Origin of the sequence: Mesorhizobium loti, from assembly GCA_014189435.1 — a bacterium.
GTDB classification, from domain to species: domain Bacteria; phylum Pseudomonadota; class Alphaproteobacteria; order Rhizobiales; family Rhizobiaceae; genus Mesorhizobium; species Mesorhizobium loti_G.
Window position 1 is genome coordinate 6,723,709 of record CP050293.1, and the last position, 26,301, is coordinate 6,750,009.

26 protein-coding genes are annotated in these 26,301 nt (G+C 62.6%); 23 read left to right on the forward strand and 3 right to left on the reverse strand.

All coding sequences use genetic code 11. From position 1 onward, the window contains the following. Positions 1-48: 48 nt before the first annotated feature. From ruvC to HB777_32330, 8 genes are all read left to right on the forward strand, one after another. Positions 49-558, forward strand: a complete 510-nt coding sequence (gene ruvC, locus HB777_32295) for a crossover junction endodeoxyribonuclease RuvC (GenBank protein ID QND68168.1) — start codon at positions 49-51, stop codon at positions 556-558. 61 nt (positions 559-619) lie between these two features. Next, on the forward strand, positions 620-871 hold the full coding sequence (locus tag HB777_32300) for an AbrB/MazE/SpoVT family DNA-binding domain-containing protein (protein ID QND68169.1): 252 nt from the start codon (positions 620-622) through the stop codon (positions 869-871). A 2-nt stretch (positions 872-873) separates the two neighbouring features. Further along, a complete protein-coding gene (locus HB777_32305) occupies positions 874-1,287 on the forward strand; it encodes a type II toxin-antitoxin system VapC family toxin (GenBank protein ID QND68170.1) in 414 nt (137 codons plus the stop codon). A 15-nt stretch (positions 1,288-1,302) separates the two neighbouring features. Continuing rightward, positions 1,303-1,923 carry a Holliday junction branch migration protein RuvA gene (gene ruvA, locus HB777_32310; protein ID QND68171.1) on the forward strand — a complete coding sequence of 207 codons (621 nt, stop codon included), beginning with the start codon at positions 1,303-1,305 and terminating at the stop codon, positions 1,921-1,923. 68 nt (positions 1,924-1,991) lie between these two features. Then, positions 1,992-2,276 carry an AbrB/MazE/SpoVT family DNA-binding domain-containing protein gene (locus HB777_32315; GenBank protein QND68172.1) on the forward strand — a complete coding sequence of 95 codons (285 nt, stop codon included), beginning with the start codon at positions 1,992-1,994 and terminating at the stop codon, positions 2,274-2,276. Next, positions 2,273-2,677, forward strand: coding sequence for a type II toxin-antitoxin system VapC family toxin (locus tag HB777_32320; GenBank protein QND68173.1), 405 nt, complete (start codon positions 2,273-2,275; stop codon positions 2,675-2,677). Before HB777_32315 ends, HB777_32320 begins: the two co-directional genes overlap by 4 nt. Beyond that, the gene (gene ruvB, locus HB777_32325) at positions 2,674-3,711 is read left to right on the forward strand and encodes a Holliday junction branch migration DNA helicase RuvB (protein ID QND68174.1); all 1,038 of its coding nucleotides are present in this window, start codon (positions 2,674-2,676) and stop codon (positions 3,709-3,711) included. Before HB777_32320 ends, ruvB begins: the two co-directional genes overlap by 4 nt. A 156-nt stretch (positions 3,712-3,867) precedes the next feature. Next, complete coding sequence (locus HB777_32330) at positions 3,868-4,764, forward strand: metallophosphoesterase (protein ID QND68175.1); 897 nt, start codon at positions 3,868-3,870, stop codon at positions 4,762-4,764. 12 nt (positions 4,765-4,776) lie between these two features. Here the strand turns inward: HB777_32330 and HB777_32335 are convergent, their stop codons facing one another. Further along, positions 4,777-6,027, reverse strand: a complete 1,251-nt coding sequence (locus HB777_32335; protein ID QND68176.1) for a glycoside hydrolase family 5 protein — start codon at positions 6,025-6,027, stop codon at positions 4,777-4,779. A 57-nt stretch (positions 6,028-6,084) separates the two neighbouring features. On the opposite strand from HB777_32335, the gene ybgC reads away from it, so the two are divergent. The 10 genes from ybgC to HB777_32385 all read left to right on the forward strand — a co-directional run bounded on the left by ybgC (position 6,085) and on the right by HB777_32385 (position 16,619). Beyond that, complete coding sequence (gene ybgC / locus HB777_32340; protein ID QND68177.1) at positions 6,085-6,555, forward strand: tol-pal system-associated acyl-CoA thioesterase; 471 nt, start codon at positions 6,085-6,087, stop codon at positions 6,553-6,555. A gap of 398 nt (positions 6,556-6,953) precedes the next feature. Then, entirely contained in the window at positions 6,954-7,664 is a 711-nt protein-coding gene (tolQ, locus tag HB777_32345) for a protein TolQ (protein QND68178.1), read from the forward strand. Positions 7,665-7,674: 10 nt separating this feature from the next. Further along, positions 7,675-8,127, forward strand: a complete 453-nt coding sequence (tolR, locus tag HB777_32350) for a protein TolR (GenBank protein QND68179.1) — start codon at positions 7,675-7,677, stop codon at positions 8,125-8,127. Between the two features lie 8 nt (positions 8,128-8,135). After that, entirely contained in the window at positions 8,136-9,293 is a 1,158-nt protein-coding gene (locus tag HB777_32355; protein ID QND68180.1) for a TonB family protein, read from the forward strand. 40 nt (positions 9,294-9,333) lie between these two features. Further along, the gene (gene tolB / locus HB777_32360; protein QND68181.1) at positions 9,334-10,644 is read left to right on the forward strand and encodes a Tol-Pal system protein TolB; all 1,311 of its coding nucleotides are present in this window, start codon (positions 9,334-9,336) and stop codon (positions 10,642-10,644) included. A gap of 36 nt (positions 10,645-10,680) precedes the next feature. After that, a complete protein-coding gene (locus HB777_32365; protein ID QND68182.1) occupies positions 10,681-11,058 on the forward strand; it encodes a four helix bundle protein in 378 nt (125 codons plus the stop codon). A 231-nt stretch (positions 11,059-11,289) separates the two neighbouring features. Next, positions 11,290-11,796, forward strand: a complete 507-nt coding sequence (gene pal, locus HB777_32370) for a peptidoglycan-associated lipoprotein Pal (GenBank protein ID QND68183.1) — start codon at positions 11,290-11,292, stop codon at positions 11,794-11,796. 224 nt (positions 11,797-12,020) lie between these two features. After that, the gene (ybgF, locus tag HB777_32375) at positions 12,021-13,130 is read left to right on the forward strand and encodes a tol-pal system protein YbgF (protein ID QND68184.1); all 1,110 of its coding nucleotides are present in this window, start codon (positions 12,021-12,023) and stop codon (positions 13,128-13,130) included. A gap of 58 nt (positions 13,131-13,188) precedes the next feature. After that, entirely contained in the window at positions 13,189-14,565 is a 1,377-nt protein-coding gene (gene tilS / locus HB777_32380) for a tRNA lysidine(34) synthetase TilS (GenBank protein QND68185.1), read from the forward strand. A 125-nt stretch (positions 14,566-14,690) separates the two neighbouring features. Then, complete coding sequence (locus HB777_32385; GenBank protein QND68186.1) at positions 14,691-16,619, forward strand: ATP-dependent metallopeptidase FtsH/Yme1/Tma family protein; 1,929 nt, start codon at positions 14,691-14,693, stop codon at positions 16,617-16,619. Positions 16,620-17,465: 846 nt separating this feature from the next. Here the strand turns inward: HB777_32385 and HB777_32390 are convergent. Next, on the reverse strand, positions 17,466-18,302 hold the full coding sequence (locus HB777_32390) for a hypothetical protein (GenBank protein QND68187.1): 837 nt from the start codon (positions 18,300-18,302) through the stop codon (positions 17,466-17,468). A 368-nt stretch (positions 18,303-18,670) separates the two neighbouring features. On the opposite strand from HB777_32390, the gene HB777_32395 reads away from it, so the two are divergent. The 5 genes from HB777_32395 to HB777_32415 all read left to right on the forward strand — a co-directional run bounded on the left by HB777_32395 (position 18,671) and on the right by HB777_32415 (position 25,133). Next, positions 18,671-20,023, forward strand: a complete 1,353-nt coding sequence (locus HB777_32395) for a phosphoglucosamine mutase (protein ID QND68188.1) — start codon at positions 18,671-18,673, stop codon at positions 20,021-20,023. A gap of 254 nt (positions 20,024-20,277) precedes the next feature. Then, entirely contained in the window at positions 20,278-21,114 is an 837-nt protein-coding gene (locus HB777_32400; protein QND68189.1) for a porin family protein, read from the forward strand. Positions 21,115-21,318: 204 nt separating this feature from the next. Further along, a complete protein-coding gene (locus tag HB777_32405) occupies positions 21,319-22,086 on the forward strand; it encodes a porin family protein (GenBank protein QND68190.1) in 768 nt (255 codons plus the stop codon). Positions 22,087-22,288: 202 nt separating this feature from the next. Then, positions 22,289-23,464, forward strand: a complete 1,176-nt coding sequence (locus HB777_32410; protein ID QND68191.1) for a phosphoserine transaminase — start codon at positions 22,289-22,291, stop codon at positions 23,462-23,464. A gap of 67 nt (positions 23,465-23,531) precedes the next feature. After that, a complete protein-coding gene (locus tag HB777_32415) occupies positions 23,532-25,133 on the forward strand; it encodes a phosphoglycerate dehydrogenase (protein QND68192.1) in 1,602 nt (533 codons plus the stop codon). Between the two features lie 54 nt (positions 25,134-25,187). Here HB777_32415 and HB777_32420 read toward each other — a convergent pair whose 3' ends face one another. Next, the gene (locus tag HB777_32420) at positions 25,188-26,099 is read right to left on the reverse strand and encodes a DMT family transporter (protein ID QND68193.1); all 912 of its coding nucleotides are present in this window, start codon (positions 26,097-26,099) and stop codon (positions 25,188-25,190) included. Between the last annotated feature and the right edge of the window lie 202 nt (positions 26,100-26,301).

Consider the following 26,301-nt stretch of genomic DNA (forward strand, 5'->3'; position numbering starts at 1 on the left):
TGTTCACATTTCGCTGGCATCGCTATCGGCCGGAGGTAAACTCGGCACATGGCGGAAGCGATTCGTATCATCGGTATCGATCCCGGGCTTCGGCGCACCGGCTGGGGCATCGTCGAAAGCCTCGGCAATTCGCTGCGCTTCATTGCCTCCGGCACGGTAAAGTCCGACGACAAGGCGGCGCTGGCGACGCGGCTGTGCCAATTGCATGACGGGCTAGCCGAGATCCTGCATAGCGCCATGCCGCACGAGGCGGCCGTCGAACAGACCTTCGTCAACAAGGACGCCGTGGCGACGCTGAAACTCGGCCAGGCGCGCGGCATCGCCATGCTGGTGCCGGCGCGTGCGGGCCTCGTCGTTGCCGAGTATGCGCCCAATGCGGTCAAGAAGGCGGTGATCGGCGTTGGCCATGGCGACAAGAAGCAGATTCACATGATGGTGAAAGTGCTGTTGCCGAAAGCCATTTTCGATACCGAACATGCCGCCGACGCGCTGGCCATCGCCATCTGCCACGCGCATCACCGGCAAAGCGTGGCCTACAGGATGGCGCTTGCCGGTTAGCGATGTTCTTGACTTGTTCACATAGTTGGAATATTCCTTACTTGTAAGAAAGGTGTGTTTCATGCGTGTGACGAGCAAAGGCCAAGTGACAATCCCACGGGATCTGCGGGAGACATTTGGGATTGGCGCCAACAGCGAAGTCATCTTCGGCATCGAGGGCGGCAAGATCACGATCACACCGAAGCATGACAAGGGGCGGTTGGCTGATCGCGAAAGACTGGATCGTTTTCTTGCTGCACTCGACCGGCTTGAGGGCAGCGGCGATCAGACAATGAATGCCGATGCCGTCATGGCTTTGACCCGGGATCGCTGATCTTGGCGACGCTTGTCGACACCAACGTGCTTATCGATATCGCCGTTCGCGATCCCGTCTGGTCAAAGTGGTCGTGGTCCAAGATGGTGTCTGCCCTCGAGCAAGGCAGCCTGGTCATCAATCAGATTATCTACGCCGAGTTTTCGATGCGCTATGAGGCGATAGACGATGTCGATGATGCCTTGCCTGAAGATGAGTTCCGGCGCGAAAGCCTCCCGTTCGAAGCGGCCTTTGCGGCATCGAGAGCGTTCTCGGTCTATCGGCGGTTGGGCGGACCCCGAGAGAAGGTGATGCCCGACTTCCTGATTGGGGCTCACGCTGCCATCCGAGGCTATCCCATTCTTACTCGCGATCCCGCAGGTTTCAGAAAGTACTTTCCAGATGTCGAGCTCATTACGCCCGATACTCATCCCTAACGGGGGCTGCGTCCAATGATCGGCAAGCTCAAGGGCACGCTCGACGAGGTCGACGAGGATCATTGCCTCGTCGACATCCATGGCGTCGGCTACGTCGCCTATTGCTCGGCGCGCACGCTGGCGGCGCTGCCTTCGCCCGGCGAAGCGGTAGTGCTGTTCATCGAAACCTATGTGCGCGAGGATATGCTGCGGCTCTACGGCTTCCAGTCGCAGCTCGAGCGTGAGTGGTTCCGGCTGCTGATGAACAATGTGCCGGGCGTTGGCGCCAAGGTGGCGCTGGCCATCCTGTCGACGCTGGCGCCGGCCGACCTCGCCAATGCCATTGCGCTGCGCGACATCGCCATGGTTTCGCGCGCGCCCGGCGTCGGCAAGAAAGTGGCCGAGCGCATCGTCACCGAATTGAAGAACAAGGCGCCGGCCTATGCCGGAACCGCCTCGGGCACCATCGGCCTGAAGCAGGAGCTGGGCGACGGCGTGGCCTCCGCGCCGATCACCGACGCCGTCTCGGCGCTGGTCAATCTCGGCTATTCGCGCGACACCGCCGCCAATGCGGTGGCGGCGGCGCTGAAGACGGCGGGCGAGGATGCCGATGCGCCGAAATTGATCCGCTTCGGGCTGAAGGAACTGGCGCGGTGACATGGTTGTTGGAAAAGAAAATTCCGACTATCATGTGACTAGTAAGAAATTTCTCAGAAAGTAAGAAAATGGGTGCGTTTGCCAGTCTGACCTCGAAAGGCCAGCTTACAATTCCAAAGGATGTCCGGGACGCGCTGTCACTGAAGACGGGTGACATGATCGCCTGGACGGTCGTGGATGGCTACCTGGTTGGAACGCCGCGCAATCTCGACTTTGCCGACCTCGCCGGATTTCTGGGCGATCCGCTCGGCGGTCCAGCGTCACTGGAGGAAATCGACCTCGCGGTGCGGGATGCCGTTGGTAGACATGTTGTCGGAGACAGGTCGCAAGGCGGACAAGAGGGCGGCCGGTGACGTCCATCGGCATTGATACAAATGTTCTGCTTCGAATGGTGCTCAATGACGATGCGGAGCAACGGGCAAAAGCCCTCGCATTCGGCGAAGGCCTCAGCGAAGGTGCTCCCGGCTTCGTCAGCTTGATCGTGCTGGTGGAATTTAGCTGGTCTTTGATTTCACGCTACAGGTTGCCGAAAGAGCAGGTGCAGGCGGCAATCCAGAGACTGCTGAAGATCAAGACGCTGGTGTTCGAAGATTTCGATGCCATCGTGGTTGCGCTCGAGAGATCGAATTTGCCGCAGGTGGATTTTGCCGATGCGCTGATCGCAGAGCACAATCGAAATCTGGGTTGCTCGCATACAGTTACGTTTGATCAGCGGGCTGCCAAATCTATTGCCAGTATGGAACTGCTCGCATGAGCCTGTCGCCCCGCCTGATTGCGCCGGAAAAACGCGGTGAGGATGCCGAGCAGACCTTGCGGCCGCAGACGCTCGACGATTTCGTCGGCCAGGCGGCGGTGCGGGCCAATCTCAAAGTGTTCATCGAGGCCGCCAAGGGCCGCAACGAGGCGCTCGACCATGTGCTGTTCGTCGGGCCGCCGGGCCTTGGCAAGACGACGCTGGCGCAGATCATGGCGCGCGAGCTCGGCGTCAATTTCCGCTCGACCTCCGGCCCGGTCATCGCCAAGGCCGGCGATCTTGCCGCGCTGCTGACCAATCTCGAGGAAGGCGATGTGCTGTTCATCGACGAGATCCATCGGCTGAGCCCGGCGGTGGAGGAAATCCTCTATCCGGCGATGGAGGATTTCCAGCTCGACCTGATCATCGGCGAGGGGCCGGCGGCGCGCTCGGTCAAGATCGACCTCGCCCGCTTCACGCTGGTCGCCGCCACCACGCGGCTTGGCCTGCTCACCAACCCGCTGCGCGACCGTTTCGGCATCCCGGTGCGGCTCAATTTCTACACGGTCGAGGAGCTGGAGCAGATCGTGCGGCGCGGTGCGCGCATCCTGCAAATGCCGCTCGGCGACGACGGCGCGCTGGAAATCGCGCGGCGTGCGCGCGGCACGCCGCGCATCGCCGGCCGGCTGCTGCGTCGCGTACGCGATTTCGCTTCGGTCGCCGGCGACGGCCATGTCGACCGCAAGATCGCCGACGAGGCGTTGACCCGGCTGGAGGTCGACGCGCTCGGCCTCGACGCGCTCGACCGCCGGTACCTCAGCATGATCGCCCGCAATTTCGGCGGCGGGCCGGTCGGCATCGAGACGATCGCCGCCGGCCTGTCCGAGCCGCGCGACGCCATCGAGGACATTATCGAGCCCTATCTGATCCAGCAGGGCTTCATCCAGCGCACGCCGCGCGGCCGTATGCTGACGGCAAATGCCTGGCGCCATCTCGGCCTCGACGCGCCGAAGGATCTGGCGCAGCAGCAGATCAACCTTTTCCAGGAAGAATAGCCGCCCGGGCGATCAGGCACGGGGGCTGATCAACGATCAGTGAAAGGCCTGCGCAAAATATCCTCAGCTTCGCCGGTTTGCCGGCGCATTCGTCGGCTTTGGTGACGGTGCCATCCCCGGGGCAGTCTCGCTCCGATCGAGTGCCGGAGCCATGCAATGATCACCAGACGCGGGTTCCTGCGCTTCATGGGCGGTTCGTTCCTGTCGATCGCCGCGTTCAGCGCCTATGCGGTGGGCATCGAGCCGATGCTGCTGACGCATGTGAAACGCTACGCGCTGACACCGCCGCACTGGCCTGACGGCTTGAAACTGCGCGTCGTTGCGCTTGCCGATATCCATGCCTGCCGGCCGTGGATGACACCGGAGCGGATCACCTCGCTTGTCGAAGACGCGAATGCGCTGCAGCCGGACCTGATCGTCCTGCTCGGCGACTATATTGCCGGCATGCCCTTGGTGACCGGCCCGGTGACGCCCTCACAATGGGCATCCGCCCTGTCGGACCTCAAGGCGCCGCTCGGCGTGCTGTCGATCCTCGGCAACCACGACTTGTGGAACGATGGCTTCGCGCAACGTGCCGGGACCGGCCCGACCATAGCGCGCAAGGCCTTGGAGAAGGTCGGCATTCCGGTTCTCGAGAATGATGTCGTGCGCCTGGAAAAGGATGGCCATGGTGTCTGGATTGCAGGTCTCGCCGATCAACTGGCCCTGCTGCCGACCAGGGGCCGCGCCGGCTTCAGGGGGCGGGACGATCTCGACGGCACGCTGGCCAAGGTCAGCGACACCTCGCCCATTGTCCTGCTCGCCCACGAGCCCGATATTTTTCCGAAGGTGCCGTGGCGCGTATCGCTGACCCTTTCCGGCCACACCCATGGCGGGCAGGTACGGCTGTTCGGCTATTCGCCTGTGGTGCCGTCGCGTTTCGGCAATCGCTATGCCTATGGCCACGTCGTCGAGAACGACCGCAATCTGATCGTCTCTGGCGGGCTCGGCTTCAGCATATTGCCGGTGCGTTTTGGAATGCGCCCGGAAATCCTGTCGATCGACCTTGGTTAGGTCCAAATAGCGTTAGTGAAGCGACCTGATCGCGTCCATCACATCCGGCTCGGCCTTGTCGCCGTTGAAGGCATCGACGATGCCGAAGGCGCCGCCATAGCTCCACACCGACCATGAGAAGCCATGTGCCTCGGCGCGCGCGATCATGTCCCTGACATAGGCGGCTCGGTACTCGGCTGGCATGACATAGGCGTTGCCATACTCCTGGCGGATCATGCCGAACTCGCCCAGCGTGATGTTCTCCGGCTTGACGCCGTTCGCCTTGGCCCACGCCTGGACCTTCTCGAACGGCGCATCCATCAAGCCGAGCAGCCTGTCGGGACTGTCCATGCTGGCGACCTGTTCGTCGAGATAGGCAAGCAGGCCGCTCTGCCTTGTCCATGGCGCCTCGGCCTTGATCCTGGCGCGGATGGTGTCGAGCGTCACCTCGAGCTGCGCCTTGGGCATCGCCGTCAGCGGATAGGGCAGGCCGGTCACGTAAGGAATGAAGTCGCCGGCCCAGGTCGCGCCCTGATGGGTGAGCAGGAACGGATCGTAGGAATGAAAGGTCCAGATGACGTTGTCGTCGGGGATCATCTTCGGGTCGATCTTGTCCAGCGAGCTCGCGGCGGAATAGCAGGCGCCGGTCAGCACCAGGGTCAGTTTGGTCGCCGAGGATCGCGCAGCCGCGAACAGTTTACGCTGGCGGTCCGGCCACAGGCTGGTGCCATCGCTGTCGCAATCGACGATCGGTTCATTCATAGGCTCGAAAGCCACCTGCGCGGGATCTTCGCCGGCCAGCGTGCGCGCCATCTTGCGCACCATCTCGACATAGGCATCGAAGGTCCGCGTGTCGTCCATCACTTGCGCCATGCCGATCTGGCGGCTGCCGCCGGCCGGGATCAGGTGCATGTCGACGACCACCTTCAGCCCGGCGCGGTTGATCATGCGCACCGAGTCCAGCACGCTGGCATAGAGATCGTCGCGCAAGGCCACGGTCTGGCCGGACAGGAAAGGCGAGGGGTCGACCGGCATGCGCAGGAAATCGAAGCCCGCATCCTTCAGTGCCTTGAGGTCGTTCTCCCCAAGGAATTTGCGCCATTCCGGATAGGGCAGGATGGCCTTGGCGTCGCCCCATTGGTCTTCGCCGGGCCATGTGACCCATTGGTCGAGATTGAGGCCGCGCTTCATCGAAAAGCTCGCCGCCTGGCTGGGCCACGCCAAGGCCGCGAGCACAAGCAGCGCCGCCATCAAGGTCTTGATCATCGCCGTCAACAGTGCCATCCGATGCTATGTCACGCGGGAAACAGGTGACTCGTCGGGGCTGAAAAAGGAAGCGCAATGGGCGATCATGGTGAATCGGCGACGCTGCTGGCCGGGCTTTCCGGTGCGCTGACGGCGTTCGGCCACCGGCTGATGGCGCGGGTCTATTACGCCGACACCGATTTCTCCGGCGTCGTCTACCACGCACGCTATCTCGAATTCTTCGAACGCGGCCGCTCCGACTATCTGAGGCTGACCGGCGTGCACCACACCGAGCTTGCCGACGGCAAGCATGGCGAGAAAATAGTCTGGGTGGTGCGGCGCATGGAGATCGACTTTCGCGGCCCAGCCCGCATTGACGACATCCTGACCGTCGATACCCGCACCGAAGACATTTCCGGCGCGCGCATCTTCATGGCGCAGCAGCTCAAGCGCGGCGACGAGGTGCTGGTGGAGGCCAAGGTCGAGGCTGCGATCATCGGCGAGAATGGCCGCCCAAGGCGCTTTCCCAGGGAGTGGGTGGCGGCGTTCATGCCGAGGGTGCGCTGATATTCAGGTGATGCCGGCCTGCAAACAGCAGCTTCCTGCGCTTCCGGTGCTCACGTACGAAAAGTACGCTCCGCTCCGGTTCTCGGAATCCACCGTTTTCGGCTCGGCCTGACCTGAATCTCAGCACACCCTAGGCGCAGCCATTGAATTGATGGCCTTGCCACTGGGCGTGGCAATGCGCCGCGCCTTATATACTAACCCATCCTTAACCATAACGGTTCATGAAGAGATTGGTGAAGATTGGCGTTATCGGAGCGCCTTCCTTTCACCAATATTTGCCCTGAAAAGGCCGAGAACGGCACAGTTTGGGGTTGTTCCGGTAGCTTCGTGCGAACCGACCACAAGGGATGCCAGGGGCCAGCCGCCAGCTTCGCCCGGAAAATCTTAAGGACGTAACGATGGAAAATATCGCACTCGCCGACCCGGGCGCGCAATTGTCGGTTTGGTCGCTGTTCGTTTCGGCCAGTTGGGTGGTCAAGCTGGTCATGATCGGCCTGCTCTGCGCCTCGGTCTGGACCTGGGCGATCATCGTCGACAAGCTGGTTTCCTACGCCCGCATGCGGCTGGCGCTCAACCGGTTCGAGCAGGTGTTCTGGTCGGGGCAGTCGCTGGAGGAGCTCTACCGCACGCTCGCCGACCGCAAGACCACCGGCATGGGCGCCATTTTCGTGGCTGCGATGCGCGAGTGGAAGAAGAGCTTCGAAAAGGGCGCAAAAACGCCGCTCGGCCTGCAGACCCGCATCGACAAGGCGATGGACCTGGCGCTGACGCGCGAAATGGAAAAGCTTGAGGGCCGCCTAGGCTTCCTCGCCACCACCGGTTCGGCGGCACCTTTCATCGGCCTGTTCGGCACCGTCATCGGTATCATGACGTCGTTCCAGGCAATCGCCGGCTCCAAGAACACCAGTCTCGCGGTGGTTGCGCCCGGCATCGCCGAAGCGCTGCTGGCGACGGCCATCGGCCTGCTCGCCGCCATTCCCGCCGTCATCGCCTACAACAAGCTGTCGTCCGACGCGAGCAAGATAGCGGTGCGCATGGAAGGGTTCTCCGACGAGTTCTCCGCCATACTCTCGCGCCAAATCGATGAAAAAGTGGCCCCCAAGGCCTGAGGAGTAGCAGATGGGTATGTCCATGGGCATGGGAGGACGCGGCGGGCGCGGCCACAGGCGGCGCGGCCGTCACCATGCACTGATGTCCGAGATCAACGTCACACCGATGGTCGACGTGATGCTGGTGCTGCTGATCATCTTCATGGTCGCCGCACCAATGCTGACGGTCGGCGTGCCGATCGACCTGCCGGATACGCAGGCCAAGGCGATGAATGCCGACACGCAGCCGATCACTGTCTCGATCAACGCCGCCGGTCAGATCTATCTGCAGGAAACCGAGATCCCGATCGAGGAGCTGGTAGCCAAGCTGCAGGCGATCTCGAAGACCGGCTATGAGGAGCGCATCTTCATCCGCGGCGACAAGTCGACCGACTACGGCACCGCGATGAAGGTGATGGCCCGCATTTCGGCCGCCGGCTACAAGAACATCGGCCTGGTTTCACTGCAGGAACAGGATCAGTAGACAAGACGATGAAGACCGGCCTCACCACATCGGTGATCTTGCATGCGGCGGCGCTGACCTTCGGCCTGTTCACGCTGACGGCGCCGGCCGCGCTTCCGTCCTCCGACGTCGAGTCGGTCGCGGTCGACATCGTGCCGATGGAAGCCATTGCGCAGACGTTGCAGGGCGACAAGAAGGCCGTGATGCATGAAAAACCGGCACCTGTGCCGACCCAGCGCCCGGACATCGTGCCGGATGCGCAGAAGGTCGGCGAGAACAGCGTCGATACTGACAAGCCGATAACGCCGGAAGCCAAGCCGAAACCCGTCGACATGACCTCGGCTCCGCCGCCCGCGCCGACGCCGATCGAAAAGCCGAAGCCCGAGGACGTGCCGAAGCCGCAGGAAAAGCCCAAGCCTATTCCGGCTACCGAAGTGGCGCCGGCGCCGACGCCCAAGGAAGAGGTCAAGCCCGAGCCGGTCAAGCAGGCAGACCCCAAGCCGACACCGGCCAAGCCGGCGCCTACCCCGCCGCCGCAGGACAAGACCGCCGCCATCAATCCGACGCCCGAGGTCAAGCCTGACGCCGTTGCCGAGGCCATAGCGCAGGAGCCGCCCGCCGAGGCGACGCAGCTGCCGGATTCTGCGCCCGCACCGGAAGCACGGCCGAAGCCGCAGCCGGCGCAGGCCGAAAGCGCCAAGGCGCCGGAGCGCAAGGATGCCGACAAGCCGGTCAAGGAAGCGTCGTCGAAGCCGAAGTCCGACGACAAGCAATTCAACGCCGACGAGATTTCCGCTCTGCTCGACAAGCAGAAGCCATCCGGCGGCGGCGCCAAGCGCTCGACCCAGCAGGCGTCGCTCGGCGGCGACAAGGATCAGGGCCAGAAGCTGTCCAGGTCGGAGATGGGCGCTCTGGAAAGCCAGCTTGGCGGCTGCTGGACCCTTCCTGTCGGCCTTGAAGGTTCCGAAAATTTCGTCGTCGTGGTGCGGTTCAACCTGGATGCGTCCGGCAAGCTGGATGGGCGCCCGGCGGTCGAAAAGTCGAGCGGAAATCGCCAGTTCGACGAAAGTGCCGTTCGCGCGGTGCAAAAATGCGATGTCACCGGCCTGCAGGTTCCGGCCGGCAAGCAGGACATCTGGGCCGACGTCCGCGTCACCTTCGATCCAAGGGAGATGCTCGGCCTCTAGAGCCTGAGTATCCGAAAATCAGTATGAGAAGCGAGAAGACATGAAATCAATCCTCAAGCCGCTCCTGATGGTCGCAGCAATGGCGATGGGCATGACCGCGGCCGGCACGTTGCCGGCGCTGGCGCTCGTCGAGCTCAACGTCAACAAGGGCAATGTCGAGCCGCTGCCGATCGCCATCACGGATTTCCAGGGCGGCGACGCGCTTGGCGCGCAGATTTCGCAGATCGTCACCGCCGACCTGAAACGTTCGGGCCTGTTCGCGCCGATCGACAAGAGCGCCTTTATCGAGAAGATCACCAACCCCGATGCAGCGCCGCGCTTCGACGACTGGAAGGTGATCAACGCGCAGGCGCTGGTCACCGGCAGCGTCAGCAAGGAAGCCGACGGCCGTATCCGCGCCCAGTACCGGTTGTGGGATACTTTTGCCGGCCAGCAGATGTCCGGCGAGCAGTTCTTCGCCAACGACGCCAATCAGCGGCGTGTCGCGCACATCATCGCCGACGCGATCTATGAGCGGCTGACCGGCGAAAAAGGCTATTTCGACACCCGCGTCGTCTTCATCGACGAATCCGGCGCCAAGAACGCGCGCAAGAAGCGCCTTGCCATCATGGACCAGGATGGCGCCAACGTCCGTTATCTCTCGGATGGCAGGTCGATCGTGCTGACGCCACGTTTCTCGCCGAACCGGCAGGAAATCACCTACATGTCGTATGAAAGCGGCCAGCCCCGGGTCTACCTCTTGCAGATCGAGACCGGCCAGCGCGAACTGGTCGGCAATTTTCCCGGCATGACCTTTGCACCGCGCTTCTCGCCCGATGGCCAGAAGGTGATCATGAGCCTGCTGCGCGACGACGGCAATTCCAACATCTTCGCCATGGACCTGCGCAGCCGCTCGACGACACGCCTGACCAACTCGACCGCCATCGACACGTCGCCGTCCTATTCGCCCGATGGCAGCCAGGTGGTGTTCACCTCCGACCGTGGCGGCCGCGCGCAGATCTACGTGATGGGCGCCGACGGCTCGGGCCAGAACCGCATCTCCTTCGGCGACGGCGTCTATTCGACGCCGGTTTGGTCGCCGCGCGGCGACCTCATCGCCTTCACCAAGCAGACCGGCGGCGAATTCCAGATCGGCGTCATGAAGACCGATGGTTCGGGCGAGCGCATCCTGTCCTCCGGCTTCCAGCAGGAGGGACCGACCTGGGCGCCGAATGGTCGCGTGCTGATGTTCTTCCGCGATTCCGCCGGCGGCCCCAAACTGGTTTCCGTCGATCTGACCGGACGCAATGAGCAATCGATCCCGACGGCGAATTTCGCTTCGGACCCCGCCTGGTCGCCGCTCCTCGAATAGGGGAATTGAAGAACTGACGAATTGAAGAACGGAAGAATGGAGAAGACTGGCAGCTACATTAAGCGTGCGAGGGATCTAGAGGTCTATAAGCGCGCTTATGCGGTTTCTCTTGACGTTCATAGGACCACGCTTGCTTTCCCGAAAATCGAGCAATACGCGCTGGCCGATCAATTGCGTCGTTCCAGCAAAGGGATTTGCGCCAATCTGGCCGAGGGATTTGCCAAACAGACGCACTCCAAACCCGAATTCGCACGGTTCATTTCGATGGCCATGGGGTCATGCAGCGAAGTGGATACGTGGATTTCGTACACGTTCGACCTTGGATACATCTCACAAGCGCAACTCGACGAGTGGCTACAATCCTATGCCCACATCTACGGAATGCTGGTGAATCTCAGAGAGAAGTTAAAGTGATTTCTCTCTTCAGTTCCTCAATTCCTCCATTCTTCAATTCCTCTTTTTCCACGCATTGGTCGCGTTTTAGCCGTATTTGCGCCTAGGGTCCGCGTGAAATGTGGCTTCAGGCCAAACGGCTGCGGACGGGCAGCTAAACCAAATTTTAACCGTGTTTCTTGAATGCCGGTTAACCCAAACGTGGTTACTGGGTGATCAACGAAATCACTCGAAATACGAAGGAGAGGCGGCATGGGCCGTATCGCAGCACTTACCAGAAACCCGGTCATGATCGCGCTGGTGGCGATGCTCGCCATCGCCGGTTGCGCCTCGAAGAAGACGCCGAACAATGCGGCTGATCTCGGCCTCAATGGCGCGGGTGCTGCAACACCCGGATCGGCGCAGGACTTCACCGTCAACATCGGCGACCGCATCTTCTTCGATACGGACTCGACCTCGATCCGTGCCGACGCGCAGACGACCCTGGCTCGCCAGGCGCAGTGGCTGAACCAGTACAAACAGTATGCCATCGTCGTCGAAGGCCATGCCGACGAACGCGGCACGCGTGAGTACAATCTGGCGCTCGGCGCCCGCCGTGCTGCAGCGACCCGCGACTTCCTCGTCGCCAAGGGTGTCTCGGCCAGCCGTCTCAAGACCATTTCCTACGGCAAGGAACGTCCGGTCGCGGTGTGCGACGACATTTCCTGCTGGTCGCAGAACCGCCGTGCGGTCACCACGCTCAGCGGCGCCGGTTCCTGAGGCATCGCGCAGCCGACCGGCGCGTCAAAAGAACGCGCGGCGGTCTAGCGGCAAAAATGCAACATATCTATGCGAAAGGCGGCCCCAGGGCCGCCTTTTCCATATCCGGATGCCCGAAACAAAATTTGGCCGAAGTCTCGGCTCCTGCTATGAGCCGAGGGCGCTTGGCTGGTCCCATTCTGATTGGAAGGCGCGAAAGCTAACGAAATCACGGCGAGAGACACATGCATTTGAGATCGGTTCTGAGCGGCACGCTTGCGCTGCTGCTCCTATCAGGCGTCACCGCCCCGGCTAGCGGCCTGGGGGCTAGCGGCACAGGGCAATCAACCGACAGCGGCTTTTCCTTCCATCTGCCCAGTATCGAATTGCCCGGCCTTTTCGGCCAGAAGAAGAAGCCGGATCAGGTCCAGTTGGTGCAGTCCGATCCTGCCGCCGTCACCAGCCTGGAAGAGCAGCTGCGGCAGATGAATGGCAAGATCGAGGAACTCAATTTCCAGGTCCTGCAGATGCAGGAGCAGATCCGCAAGCAGCAGGAAGACTATGAATTCCGCTTCCAGCAGCTTGAAGGCGGCGGCACGCAAGGCGGACAGCCGCCGGCACAGAAGAAATCGGACGCCACCACCGGCACCGACACCGACGTGGCAGCGGCCCCGGCAACACAGGCGCCGGCCGATGCCGGCGCCGCGGCCGGCAACGATCAGTCGGCAGGCGGCAAGACGGTCCAGGACGTCATCGTCGAATCGCCCGATGGCGACCCCGGCAAGGTGATTCCCGGTACGGGAGCGCCGGAAAAGACATTTGGCACCATCACCGTCGACAAGAACGGCAATGTCATCGATGCCGGTGGCAACACGCAGGCGACCGCGCCGGCGCAGGATGCCGCGCCAGCCACCGGCGCCCCGGCCAAGGCCGGCAAATCCGACACGGTGATCGCGGCGTTGCCCGCCACCAACGACCCGGAGGAGCTCTACCGAAACTCCTACCAGTTCATCCTCTCGGGCGATTACGGCACCGCCGAACAGGGCTTTCGCGACCACATCGCCCGCTTCCCCAAGGATGCGAAGGCGGCGGACGCGCATTACTGGCTGGGCGAGTCCCTGCTTGGCCAGCAGAAATACCGCGACGCTGCAGAGACTTTCCTTGCCGCCAGCAAGGATTATCCCAAGGCCAAGAAGGCTCCCGATATGCTGCTGAAGCTCGGCGTGTCGCTGGTCGGGCTCAAGCAGCATGACGTTGCCTGCGCCACCTTCAGCGAGGTCGGCAAGCGCTACCCCGATATTTCCAGCGCGCTCAAGGAACGCGTCAAGCAGGAGAAGGCTCTGGCTGCGTGCTGATCCTTGTCATGCATGTCGTTGTCCCAAAACCGGGACCATTTTTGAGCGACGCGCATTAATGCTCGACATCGAGCCTGATCTTTCGACCAGTCTTTTTTCGCATATCGATTTTACCAGCGGCGCTGTTGCGGCCGTGTCCGGCGGCAGCGACTCGACCGCCCTGCTCCTTCTTCTCAAACATCATCTCGACCGCACGGCGCCGGCAACGAAGCTGCTGGCGGTGACGATCGACCACGGTTTGCGACCCGGTTCGGCAGCGGAAGCGCAAGGGATGGCGAAGCTGTGCGCCACCTATGGGATCTCACACCGCGCCCTGGCGTGGTCAGGCCCCAAGCCGTCGACCGGCCTGCCCGCCGCCGCGCGGGAAGCGCGCTACCGGCTGCTGGCCGAGGCGGCACAAGCCGAAGGCATCGGCCTGATCCTCACCGGCCATACCGCCGACGACCAGGCGGAGACGGTGCTGATGCGGCACGCGCGGGATGGTGGCCGAGAGTTTGCCGAAATGGCAGGCCGCGGGCTTGCCGGCATGGCGCCAGCCACCCTCTATGGCTGGCGCGAGTGGATCGTTCGCCCGCTTCTGAGCACGCGGCGCACGGCGCTGCGCGACGTCCTGCGCCGTCAAAATGTCGGCTGGGTCGACGACCCGACCAATGCCGACGAGGCTTTCGAGCGGCCGCGCATGCGGGCGGCCCTCGCCGACGGCAACGGCGCACAACGCATCGACGATGCACTGGCGCTCGCCGCGCATGAGGGTCGTGCGCGCAGTCAACTCGGCCTCGCTGCCGCAAGCTTGATCGGCGATTTCGCCACCCAGCCATCCATCGGCCTCATCCGCCTCGACCCGTGCCTGCTTTCCGCCGGCGACGAGCAGGCAGCCGTCTATGCGTTGCGCATCCTGCTGGCCACGATCGGCGGGATTGCCTTCCTGCCGGATCAGGCCCGCAGCGAGGCGCTCTTCGGCCGGCTGAAGGCCGGATTTCTTTGCGCCACATTGTCGCGGACGGTTGTCGATTTCCGGCGCGCCGGCATCTTCCTGCGCCGCGAGGCGCGCGGCTTGCCCGCCGCCGCTGCCATCACGGACGGCACCCTGTGGGACGGCCGCCGGCACATCACATTGAACGACAGCAGCGGCGCATTGTTGATTGCCGCGTTAGGCACGGCAGCGGCGAAGCGGCTGACGACGGGCGAAGGAAATACCCCGTCGAGCCTGATGCGCGCCGCGCTCGCCGCCGAGCCGGCGTTATGGCAGGGCGGGGAATGCCTTGATTTGCCTGGACATGGACTGACGTCCGCGATGGCTGAGGTGCGGCCGGTTGTTGCCCCCTTTGCCCGCTTCCTGCCATCCTTCGACCTGGCGCCGGCGCGGGACGCCGCCGGGCTGATTGGCGCGGCCCCGGTCCCGCCCTTGCCTTTCAGCGGCCACAGTGCCGGCTGATGGTAGGGCGAAAGCTTAACCCAGACGTGCTGTTATGCTTGGCAAGGGGAGGCGCTCTCCCTATGTTAGGCGCAAGTTTCCTCTCATGACGCGTGTCCGCCCCGCGGACGCCAACGGGACAATTGATGAATCCGAACTATCGCAACCTCGCGCTCTGGGCGATCATAGCGGTCCTGCTCATAGCCCTGTTCAATCTGTTCCAGACGCCGCAGACGCGAGGGGCCTCCAGCGATGTGCCTTATTCGCAGTTCCTGCAGGATGTCGCGGCGGGCCGGGTCAAGACGGTCACCATCGCAGGCGCCCGCATCAGCGGCACCTACACCGACAATGCCAGCGGCTTCCAGACCTATTCGCCTGGCGATCCGTCATTGGTCTCGCGGCTGCAGGACAAGAACGTCACCATCAATGCGCGGCCTGAAACGGACGGTTCCAATTCGCTGTTCGGCTACCTGATCTCGTGGCTGCCGATGATCCTCATCCTCGGCGTCTGGATATTCTTCATGCGCCAGATGCAGTCCGGCTCCGGCCGCGCCATGGGCTTCGGCAAGTCGAAGGCCAAGCTGCTCACCGAAGCGCATGGCCGCGTCACCTTCCAGGATGTCGCCGGCGTCGACGAAGCCAAGGAAGATCTGGAAGAGATCGTCGAATTCCTGCGCGATCCGCAGAAATTCCAGCGGCTCGGCGGCAAGATTCCGCGCGGCGTGCTGCTTGTCGGTCCTCCGGGAACCGGCAAAACGCTGCTCGCCCGTTCGGTTGCCGGCGAAGCCAATGTGCCGTTCTTCACCATTTCCGGTTCGGACTTCGTCGAGATGTTCGTCGGCGTCGGCGCCAGCCGCGTCCGCGACATGTTCGACCAGGCCAAGAAGAACGCGCCCTGCATCATCTTCATCGACGAAATCGATGCTGTCGGCCGTCATCGCGGCGCCGGCCTCGGCGGCGGCAACGACGAACGCGAGCAGACGCTGAACCAGTTGCTGGTCGAGATGGACGGCTTCGAATCCAACGAAAGCATCATCCTGATCGCTGCCACGAACCGACCCGACGTGCTCGATCCGGCACTGCTCAGGCCAGGCCGCTTCGACCGCCAGGTCGTGGTGCCGAACCCCGACATCGTCGGCCGCGAGAAGATCCTCAAGGTGCACGTGCGCAACGTGCCGCTGGCGCCCAATGTCGACCTCAAGGTGATCGCGCGCGGTACGCCGGGCTTCTCCGGCGCCGACCTGATGAACCTCGTCAACGAATCCGCGCTGATGGCGGCACGCCGCAACAAGCGTCTCGTCACCATGGCCGAATTCGAGGACGCCAAGGACAAGATCATGATGGGCGCCGAGCGTCGTTCGTCGGCCATGACGCAGGCCGAGAAGGAGCTCACCGCTTACCACGAGGCCGGCCACGCCATCCTCGCGCTCAACGTGCCGTCGGCCGATCCGCTGCACAAGGCGACCATCATCCCGCGCGGTCGCGCACTCGGCATGGTCATGCAGTTGCCGGAAGGCGACCGCTATTCGATGAGCTACAAATACATGATCTCGCGGCTCGCCATCATGATGGGCGGCCGTGTCGCCGAGGAGTTCAAGTTCGGCAAGGAGAACATCACCTCCGGCGCCTCTTCTGATATCGAGCAGGCAACGAAGCTGGCCCGCGCGATGGTCACGCGCTGGGGCTTTTCCGACAAGCTCGGCCATGTTGCTTACGGCGACAACCAGGAGGAGGTGTTCCTCGGCCATTCGGTGGCGCGCACGCAGAACGTCTCGGAAGAGACGGCGCAGATCATCGATGCCGAAGTGCGCCGCCTGATCGACGAGGCCTACTCGTCGGCGAAGTCCATCCTGACCAAGAAGAAGAAGGAGTGGATTGCGCTGGCGCAAGGCCTGCTGGAATACGAGACGCTGTCCGGTGAGGAGATCAAGCAGCTGATCGCCGGCCACAAGCCCGCGCGCGATCTTGGCGACGACACGCCGACGAGCCGTGGCTCGGCCGTGCCGAAGTCCGGCGGCCGGCGCAAGAAGGGTCCGGAGCCCGAAGGCGGCATGGAACCGCAGCCGTCGAGCTGAGTTCGACCAAGCAGGTTGATTTTAGAAACGCCGCGGCATGGTCCGCGGCGTTTCTGTTTGAGGCGCTTTGCTGGCGGTCTGCTCCGCTCGAAGGTGGGCCTAAAGCGCGTCGCGTTTAAGCGGATTCAGGCGACGCGCTTTAGGTTCTTGTTTCTATGCATGCCGGTCTCCCAAAACCGGGGCCACTTTTGTGCGACATGCATTAATTTGAAGTCGGTGCCGCCCCTCATCTGGCTGCCGCGTCCTTCGCAGCAGCTGCGCTGCCGCTACGGAGGGTGGACCGGCATTCTTCTTGCGGCGTTGATGATTGGCGAAATCACGGATGACAGCGCTCCTCTCCCCGTCACCATACGGCTACGGCATGCACACATTTCCAAGCGGCTGGTGTTTGGCGATAGCGTGCATGGCAGCTTGGCGCATGCATTGTCTTATGCTGCGCTGGTCGACCCCCACTCCGTCTCGGCTTCGCCGAGCCACCTCTCCCCCGATCGACGGGGTAGAGGAAAGGCGCCAAGCTTTTTGCCGTCAACGCTCGTCCAGCAACGCTCCCTTCCTTTCCCTCCGGAGGGGGAAGGTGGCGCTGCGAAGCAGCGACGGATTGGGGGAACCACGTGGCAATCAAGCCTCGGCCCGATCGGTCACGCCAGTCACAGAAGATATGTGCATAGCGTAGCCGTAAACGGGGAGAGGATGCCGGTCCACCCTCCGTGGGGGCAGCGCAGCTGCTGCGAAGGACGGGTAGGCAGGGGCAGCGCCGGCGGAACAGTTCGCTTGGCAAAGAGACATGAAAAAAAGCCCGCGAACCTTGCGGTTCGCGGGCCTTGGATATTCAGCTACAAAGGTCGTTCAGCTCTTCAGCTTGGTGTTGCACAAGCTGTAGAAGCCGCCGCCCTTCTGGATCCACTTCAGGCCGCCAAGCGCGTTCGCGTCCTTGAGGGCATAGTACTGGTCGAGGCAGGTATGCATGCGGCCTTTTCCGGGGGTCTCGCTGGCATATTTCGGCGAGATCGCCGACGGGAAAGTGACGCCCTTGGGCGCAACCGTCGTCGGCTTCGCCGGCTCCTTGGTGTAGCTCGCCTCGTCGGCGGCTGGCACGGTGTCGTCATCCGATGCGCCGGCACCGCATTCGGACTTGCGGAAGTCGTTCCACTTCATGCCTTTCAGCGTGTTGGCCGTCTTGGCAGCCTGATACTTGGTGCTGCATTCGGCCATGCTCAAACCCTTGCCGTCCGCGGGAGCCGCGGCAGCCTTGGTGGTTGCTGGCTTGGCGGCAGCGGCGGCGGATGCGCCGGCGGCGCATTCGGACTTGCGGAAGTCATTCCACTTCATGCCGTTCAGCGTCCCGGCAGCCTTCGCTGCCTGGTACTTGGTGCTGCATTCCTTCGCCGTAAGGCCCTTGGCCGTGCTGTCGTCCGCCGCAGCGGCTGCCTTGGCCGCCTTGGCCGGTTTCGTCTCGGCAGCCTTCTTGGTGTCGGCTGGCTTGGTGTCGGTCGTCGCCGCGGCGTCGGTGCCGCACTGGGCCTTGCGGAACTGGTTCCAGGTCGCCCCGGCGAGTGTCCCCGCATCCTTGGCGGCGTTGTACTTCGTGCTGCACTCGGCCATCGTCAGCGCGTTGGCTGGCGCGGCCAGGAACAAGGTCGCGACGGCGAGGCCGGTCAAAGTGGCAAGTCGGTGGATGAGCATAGCGTTTCTCCGTTGCAGCAGCCCATGATACGTCCCGGCGAATCAATAACGCTCAACGGTCGGTTGCGCCAGATGCTAAGTGGCGTATATATCGCCGAATGCCGGCTTCTCCCGATAAGGTGATGAAATCGTTGCCCGTTGCCGGCTTCAGAGCAAGATTTTCCAGGTTCATCCGCGCTTAAAGGCTCGCATGACTGGTATATTGCAGCATGGCAGTCTCGGCGTGTTAGGTTGCAGCCATGTTGTGTGCGGTGCACAACAATGATTTTCTAAGGATTGGTAACATATAATCACACAATGTGATCATAGCGCCCTGGCCAATTGTGGCATGACGTGCCGGGGAAGAAACGTCGAGGAAACTGGCTAGCATGGCAGGGAATTATTTCGGCACGGACGGCATTCGCGGGCGCGCCAACAAGTTTCCGATGACCGCGGAAATCGCGATGCGGGTCGGCATGGCCGCCGGCCTCTCCTTTCAGCGCGGCAGCCATCGCCACCGCGTCGTGCTCGGCAAGGACACCAGGCTTTCCGGCTATATGATCGAGAATGCCATGGTCGCCGGCCTCTGTGCCGCCGGCATGGACGTGTTCCTGCTCGGCCCGATCCCGACGCCGGCGGTGGCCATGCTGGTGCGTTCGCTGCGCGCCGATATCGGCGTCATGATCTCGGCTTCGCACAATCCCTACTACGACAACGGCATCAAGCTGTTCGGACCCGACGGCTACAAGCTCTCCGACGAGATCGAGGAGCGCATCGAGAGCATGCTCGACAAGGATATCGAACTGGCGCTCGCCGATTCCGACGGGCTTGGCCGCGCCAAGCGCGTCGATGGCGTGCATGACCGCTACATCGAATTCGCCAAGCGCACCTTGCCGCGCTCGATGTCACTCTCGGGCTTGAGGATCGTCGTCGATTGCGCCAACGGCGCGGCCTACAAGGTAGCGCCCGAGGCGCTGTGGGAACTGGGCGCCGAAGTCGTCGCCATCAATGTCGAGCCCAACGGCTTCAACATCAACAAGGAATGCGGCTCGACCCATCCCGCCGGCCTGCAGAAGAAGGTGCACGAAGTGCGCGCCGACATTGGCATCGCGCTCGATGGCGACGCCGATCGCGTCGTCATCGTCGATGAAAACGGCGCGATCGTCGATGGCGACCAGATCATGGCGCTGATCGCCGAATCCTGGCACCAGAGTGGGCGGCTGGCCGGCGGCGGCGTCGTTTCGACGGTCATGTCCAATCTCGGCCTCGAGCGCTTTCTCGGCGACATGAAGCTGCAATTGCACCGCACCAAGGTCGGCGATCGCTATGTCGTCGAGCATATGCGCGCGCATGGGCTGAATGTCGGCGGCGAACAATCGGGCCATATCGTGCTGTCGGATTTCTCGACCACTGGCGATGGCCTCGTTTCGGCGCTGCAGGTGCTGGCCTGTATCAAGCGGCAGGGGCGGCCGGTCAGCGAACTGTCGAAGAAATTCGAACCGGTGCCGCAGCTTCTCAAGAACGTCCATATTTCCGGTGGCAAGCCGCTCGAGGAAGCGCCTGTCAAGGCAGCCATCGAAGATGCCCGTCACCGTCTTGGCAAGGCCGGGCGGCTGGTTATCCGGCCATCCGGCACGGAGCCGCTGATCCGCGTGATGGCCGAAGGCGACGACCCGCAACTGGTCGAGTCCGTCGTCAATGGCATCGTGGAAGTCATCTCGGAAACGCGCAGCGCCGCCTGATCCCCAGAGCGCCCGCAAGGGCGTCGCGGCGCACTTCACCAGTTTCAAAGCCCGCCTCTTTCGGCGGGCTTTTTCGTTGGCCGGCGGGTGCTCCGAGGTTCCGGAAACCGTGCACCTATCCCTCGAAGATTCGAGATTCGTGGTTAAGCAACAGGGTTAAACGCCTTTTAACCTTTGCAATTCATTATCCACGACTGAAAGCCAATCGCATTTCGGGCGGGTTCGCCGTTCCGAGCTTCTCAGGGGTGACAAGCATGTTCAATACAGCAAGAAAGGTCCTGCTCGCCTTACTGTTCGCGGGCCTGGCAGGACCGTTGTTCGCAGCCGACCTGCCGGAGCCGGTGGTCGAAGAAGCTCCGCCTCAGGCGGTCTACGAACAGCCGGCCGAAGTCGGCGGCTGGTACATCCGCGGCGACATCGACTATCACAAGTCGACCGTGCGTGGCATCGACTACATGACCTACACCGTCGATCCCTGTAATTGTACGGTCACGCCCGGCACCAGAAGTTTCGATTTCGGCAAGCTCAAGGGCGGCTTCTCGCTCGGCGCCGGCGTCGGCTACAAGATCAACGACCACTTCCGTACCGATCTGACCGCTGACTACTGGTTCAAGTCGAACTTCAACGGCGGCACCTCGGATATCAACGGAACATCGACCGAAGTGTCGAAGATGAGCGCCTTGCTGCTGCTGGCCAATGCCTATGTCGATATCGGCACCTATCACGGCATCACGCCCTATGTCGGCGCCGGCATCGGCGGTGCGCGCGTCAAGTGGGATACTGTCTACGACCCGAACACCACCGAGACCAATCCGGGAGCGTCCAACTGGCGTTTCGCCTACGCTGTGATGGCCGGCGCTTCTTACTGCCTGACCGACAAGATCATCCTCGATGCTGGCTACCGCTTCAGCCATATCCAGGGCGGCCGCATGTTCGAATGGGACGTGAGCAGCTCCGGCCCCGGCTTCGACCGCGGCATCAACACGCACGAAGTGCGCGGTGGCCTGCGCTATCAGTTCGGCGGCAACAATGGTTGCGCCGCACCGGTCGTCGCCTACCAGCCCGAACCCGAGCCGATCTACACCAAGTAACACCTGCACTGCTTGAAGTCCGCGAACCGCCCGGCATCGACCGGGCGGTTTTCGTTTGTGCGTTTCGGCTGAAATTCTTGAAAATCAATCTGCTAACGCTCCGTTAGCCTTAACCGGCACTTAACCACTATGGTTAACAATGCTCCTTGAAACGATGGCTGCCGTTGCGATTGCTTGCGGCGCCAAATTCGGGAGTCGGGGACCATGAAACTCATATCGCGTATGGCGCTTGTCGCACTCGCCCTCGCACCGCTGACGCCCGTGCATGCAGCCGACTACGATCCGCCGGTCTATGTCGACCAGGCGCCCGACTATGTGCCGGTCGAGGTCGGCTCCGGCTGGTATCTGCGCGGCGATGTCTCCTATCTGCCGCAGAAGAGCTTCGACAATCAGGATTTCGCCTCCGCGACGGCGAGCTTCAGCAACAAGGAAGATCCGATCTTTGCCAGCATCGGCTTCGGCTACCATTTCAACGACTATCTGCGCGCCGACCTCAATCTCGGCTATCTGCCCGGCAACAAGATCGGCGTCGGCTATGACGATACCGCGACCGTGATAGCGCCAGCTACGGCGACCGTGGCATCGGCGTCCCTGAAGAACTACGCCTTGTCGGGCATCCTCAACGGCTATGTCGATCTTGGCACCTATGTCGGGATCACGCCCTATCTCGGCGCCGGTATCGGTGTCGTCCGCAGCAAGCGCAGCCTGTCGGCGAGTTATTTCACAAACAATGGCGACGACACGGACGATTTCGTGGTGAGCGACAGCAAGACCCAGTACTCCCTGGCCTACACGCTGAATGCCGGCCTCGCCTACCAGCTGTCGAAGAATGTCTCCGTCGATCTGGGCTACCAGTATTTTTCCGCCCCCGAAGCCGAATACGTAACGGCAGAGAGCCTGAATTCCTATCCGATCCGCAAGGGGATCAGCAATCATCAGGTCAAGCTCGGGCTGCGCTACGATCTCTGGTAGGCGCCGCGAGCACGAGGATCAAGGGACGGCGGATCTTCGGGTCCGCCGTTTGCGTTTGAAGTCACGACATCCTGATCACGGATCGCCAGTATCCCGACAGCGACAAAAACTTTCCTCTTGACGCCCGAAGCGCGAACGAATATCGCCGTCCGTGGGCCACCCCTCCCCAACGAGGGGCCACTATCTGGAAGGATAGACCACGATGACGACGCATACGAAGCCCGGACTCCGTCCGGCAAACCCCAATTTTTCCTCAGGTCCCTGCACAAAACGCCCCGGCTGGTCGGTCGAGGCGCTGAAAGCTGCCGCGCTCGGCCGTTCCCACCGCGCCAAGATCGGCAAGACCAAGCTCGAACAGGCGATCGAGCTGACGCGGGACATTCTCCAGGTCCCGGCGGGTTACCGCATCGGCATCGTGCCGGCATCGGACACCGGCGCCGTCGAGATGGCGCTGTGGTCGCTGCTCGGCGAGCGCGGCGTCGACATGGTCGCCTGGGAGAGCTTTGGCTCCGGCTGGGTCACCGACGTGGTCAAGCAGTTGAAGCTCGCCGATGTGCGCAGGATCGAAGCCGGCTACGGCGAACTGCCCGACCTTACCAAGATCGATTTCGATCGCGATGTGGTCTTCACCTGGAATGGCACCACGTCCGGCGTGCGCGTGCCGAACGGCGATTTCATTCCCGCGGACCGCAAGGGCCTGACCATCTGCGACGCGACTTCCGCCGCCTTCGCACAGAGGCTCGATTTCGAAAAACTCGATGTCGTCACCTTCTCCTGGCAGAAGGTGCTGGGCGGCGAGGGCGCACACGGCATGCTCATCCTGTCGCCTCGTGCCGTCGAGCGGCTGGAGACCTACAAGCCTTCGTGGCCGCTGCCGAAAATCTTCCGGCTGACCTCGGGCGGCAAGCTGATCGAGGGCATCTTCAAGGGCGAAACCATCAACACGCCCTCGATGCTGTGCGTCGAAGACTATCTCGATGCGCTCAACTGGGCGAAGTCGATCGGTGGCCTCGATGCGCTGATCGCCAGGGCGGATGCCAATGCGGCCGTCCTCGATCGCTTTGTCGGCAAGTCCTCATGGCTCGGCCATCTCGCCACCCTGCCGGCGACGCGGTCGAACACCTCGGTCTGCCTGCACTTCACCGACCCGGACGTGTCGGCGCTCGATGCCGACGGGCAGGCGGCTTTCGCCAAGGGATTGGTGTCGGTGCTCGATAAGGAAGGTGTCGCCTATGATATCGGCGCCTATCGCGATGCACCGCCCGGCCTGCGCATCTGGTGCGGCGCGACGGTCGAGACATCGGATCTCGAAGCACTGCTGCCCTGGCTCGACTGGGCCTTCGCCGCACAGAAGGCGTCGCTCAAAGCAGCGGCCTGAGAGCATTCGCGGCGGCCTTCGGGCCGCCCCTTCCCATCAGGATCAAATCCATTTCAAGGAGGCCGCCATGGCGCCCCGCGTTCTCGTCTCAGACAAACTTTCTCCCACCGCCGTGCAGATCTTCAAGGATCGCGGCGTCGAGGTCGACTATCTGCCCGATCTCGGCAAGGACAAGGAAAAGCTCGCCGAAGTGATCGGCCAGTATGATGGCCTCGCCATCCGCTCGGCGACCAAGGTCACCGAAAAGCTGATCAACGCCGCCACCAATCTCAAAGTCATCGGCCGCGCCGGTATCGGCGTCGACAATGTCGATATCCCTGCGGCGAGCCGCAAGGGCATCATCGTGATGAACACGCCCTTCGGCAATTCGATCACGACGGCCGAACATGCGGTGGCGATGATCTTCGCGCTTGCCCGCCAGATTCCGGAAGCCAACGCCTCTACCCATGCCGGCAAATGGGAGAAGAACCGCTTCATGGGCGTCGAGATCACCGGCAAGACGCTGGGCGTCATCGGCTGCGGCAACATCGGCTCGATCGTCGCGACGCGCGGCGTCGGGCTGAAGATGCATGTCATCGCCTTCGACCCATTCCTGTCGGACAAGCGTGCCGAGGAGCTCGGTGTCGACAAGGTCGAGCTGGATGAGCTTTTCGCCCGCGCCGACTTCATCACGCTGCACACGCCGCTGACCGACAAGACGCGCAACATCATCGACGCGGCGGCGATCGCCAAGATGAAGAAGGGCGTGCGCATCATCAACTGCGCCCGCGGCGGGCTGATCGTCGAGGCCGACCTGGTCGCGGCGCTGAAGAGCGGCAAGGTGGCGGGCGCCGGCGTCGACGTGTTCGAGGTCGAACCGGCCGAGAACAATGAACTGTTCGGCATGGAGAACGTGGTGGCGACGCCGCATCTCGGCGCTTCGACAGCGGAAGCGCAAGAGAATGTCGCGCTGCAGGTTGCCGAGCAGATGGCCGATTATCTGATCAAGGGCGCCGTTTCCAACGCCATCAACATGCCGTCGATCACCGCCGAGGAAGCACCGCGGCTGAAGCCCTTCGTCAAGCTCGCCGAGGTGCTCGGCTCCTTCGTCGGCCAGGTCACCGAGGATCCGATCAATGAGGTCGAGATCCTGTTCGACGGCTCGACCGCGACGATGAACACACGCGCGCTGATCAGCGCCGCGCTTGCCGGGCTGATCAGGCCGCAGGTCTCCGACGTCAACATGGTGTCGGCGCCGATCATGGTGAAGGAGCGCGGTATCATCGTCGCCGAGGTCAAGCGCGACAAGTCGGGCGTGTTCGACGGCTACATCAAGCTGACGGTGAAGACCGAGCACATGACGCGCTCGATCGCCGGCACCTGCTTCTCCGACGGCAAGCCGCGTTTCATCCAGATCAAGGGCATCAATCTCGATGCCGAGGTCGGCCAGCACATGCTCTACACGACCAATGCCGACGCGCCGGGCATCATCGGCCTGCTCGGCACCGTGTGCGGCGAGAACGGCGTCAACATCGCCAACTTCCAGCTCGGTCGCAACCGACCGGGCGGCGACGCCATCGCGCTGCTCTATCTCGACGCGCCGTTCCCGGAGAACGTGCTGGAAAAAGTCAAGGCGCACAAGTCGATCGACTCGGCCAAGCGGCTGCAGTTCGACGTCAACGCGATGTGATCCCGGACTGCCGTGACATATCCAAAGGCGCGGCCTGGTCCGCGCCTTTTTCGTTCAGCGTGTCCTGGCGGATCGCTGGATCGCCATCTTGCGCCCGCTGTGTTCGGCAAGTCCGATGCCGCCCAGCACGAGCACCAGAGCCAGTGCCTGATAGAGCTGGAACGTCTCGCCGACAATCAGCACCGACAGCAGCGTGCCGAAGATCGGCACCAGATTGATGAACAGGCCAGCGCGGTTGGCGCCGATCAGTTCGTTGCCCCTGATATAGAGGATCTGCGAGACGACCGAGGCGCCGATCGCGGTGTAGACGATGACGGCCCAGCCACGCGCATCGGGCACGATGACCTTGCCGGCGGCGATCTCCCACAGGAAGAACGGCAGCGAGGTGACGAGTGCTGCAACCGACAGGGCCAGCATCAGGCTCTGCCAATGCATCACCGGCTTCAGCCGCAGCCCGACCGAATAGCCGCTGTAGAGAAACACGGCGACCAGCATGATGGCGTCGCCGAAATTGAGCTCCAGCGTCAACAGCCGGCGCGGATCGCCATGGCAGGCGGTGAGGATCACGCCGGCGATGGTCAGCACGACACCGACAATCTGCGCCCAGTTCACGCGCAGGCGGAAGAAGACGAAATTGGCTGTCATGATCAGGATCGGCATCGCCGCCTGTTCGATCGAGACGTTGATCGCTGTCGTGTAGTTGAGCGCCGTGTAGAAGATGGTGTTGAACAAGGCGAAGCCGCTGGCGCCCAGGGCAGCCAGCACGAGCCAGTGCTTGCGCACCACCGGCCAGTCCTTGCGTATTGTCTTCAAGCCTATCGGCAGCATGATCGCCACGGCCAGCACCCAGCGCAGGAAGACGAGCGTCATTGGCGAGACGTGATCGACCGCCAGCTTGCCGGCCACCGAGTTGCCACCCCACAGCAAGGTGGTGAGCAGCAGGAATATGTAGGCGCTTCGATGCATCGCGGGATTCCGGAGGCCAATGGCCGTGTTTGCGGGCCTATTGCCCCCGTGCGCCCAAGTAAATGATGTCAAAGCCGAAAATTGTTGTGCCTCAAGGCATTTTCGGCGGCAAAGAAAGGTCGCGCTCGCGAGGTCTTGACGTTATAGAGGCCTGTCGTTTTGAACAGTCTTCCAGCCGCCACGCGGCGTCTCAAGGGAAAAC

Coding starts and splice junctions, on each gene's coding strand:
- ruvC (QND68168.1), top strand. CDS start 49: ATGGCGGAAGCGATTCGTATCATCGGTATCGATCCCGGGCTTCGGCGC.
- HB777_32300 (QND68169.1), top strand. CDS start 620: ATGCGTGTGACGAGCAAAGGCCAAGTGACAATCCCACGGGATCTGCGG.
- ruvA (QND68171.1), top strand. CDS start 1,303: ATGATCGGCAAGCTCAAGGGCACGCTCGACGAGGTCGACGAGGATCAT.
- HB777_32315 (QND68172.1), top strand. CDS start 1,992: ATGGGTGCGTTTGCCAGTCTGACCTCGAAAGGCCAGCTTACAATTCCA.
- ruvB (QND68174.1), top strand. CDS start 2,674: ATGAGCCTGTCGCCCCGCCTGATTGCGCCGGAAAAACGCGGTGAGGAT.
- HB777_32330 (QND68175.1), top strand. CDS start 3,868: ATGATCACCAGACGCGGGTTCCTGCGCTTCATGGGCGGTTCGTTCCTG.
- HB777_32335 (QND68176.1), bottom strand. CDS start 6,027: ATGGCACTGTTGACGGCGATGATCAAGACCTTGATGGCGGCGCTGCTT.
- ybgC (QND68177.1), top strand. CDS start 6,085: ATGGGCGATCATGGTGAATCGGCGACGCTGCTGGCCGGGCTTTCCGGT.
- tolQ (QND68178.1), top strand. CDS start 6,954: ATGGAAAATATCGCACTCGCCGACCCGGGCGCGCAATTGTCGGTTTGG.
- tolR (QND68179.1), top strand. CDS start 7,675: ATGGGTATGTCCATGGGCATGGGAGGACGCGGCGGGCGCGGCCACAGG.
- HB777_32355 (QND68180.1), top strand. CDS start 8,136: ATGAAGACCGGCCTCACCACATCGGTGATCTTGCATGCGGCGGCGCTG.
- tolB (QND68181.1), top strand. CDS start 9,334: ATGAAATCAATCCTCAAGCCGCTCCTGATGGTCGCAGCAATGGCGATG.
- HB777_32365 (QND68182.1), top strand. CDS start 10,681: ATGGAGAAGACTGGCAGCTACATTAAGCGTGCGAGGGATCTAGAGGTC.
- pal (QND68183.1), top strand. CDS start 11,290: ATGGGCCGTATCGCAGCACTTACCAGAAACCCGGTCATGATCGCGCTG.
- ybgF (QND68184.1), top strand. CDS start 12,021: ATGCATTTGAGATCGGTTCTGAGCGGCACGCTTGCGCTGCTGCTCCTA.
- tilS (QND68185.1), top strand. CDS start 13,189: ATGCTCGACATCGAGCCTGATCTTTCGACCAGTCTTTTTTCGCATATC.
- HB777_32385 (QND68186.1), top strand. CDS start 14,691: ATGAATCCGAACTATCGCAACCTCGCGCTCTGGGCGATCATAGCGGTC.
- HB777_32390 (QND68187.1), bottom strand. CDS start 18,302: ATGCTCATCCACCGACTTGCCACTTTGACCGGCCTCGCCGTCGCGACC.
- HB777_32395 (QND68188.1), top strand. CDS start 18,671: ATGGCAGGGAATTATTTCGGCACGGACGGCATTCGCGGGCGCGCCAAC.
- HB777_32400 (QND68189.1), top strand. CDS start 20,278: ATGTTCAATACAGCAAGAAAGGTCCTGCTCGCCTTACTGTTCGCGGGC.
- HB777_32405 (QND68190.1), top strand. CDS start 21,319: ATGAAACTCATATCGCGTATGGCGCTTGTCGCACTCGCCCTCGCACCG.
- HB777_32410 (QND68191.1), top strand. CDS start 22,289: ATGACGACGCATACGAAGCCCGGACTCCGTCCGGCAAACCCCAATTTT.
- HB777_32415 (QND68192.1), top strand. CDS start 23,532: ATGGCGCCCCGCGTTCTCGTCTCAGACAAACTTTCTCCCACCGCCGTG.
- HB777_32420 (QND68193.1), bottom strand. CDS start 26,099: ATGCATCGAAGCGCCTACATATTCCTGCTGCTCACCACCTTGCTGTGG.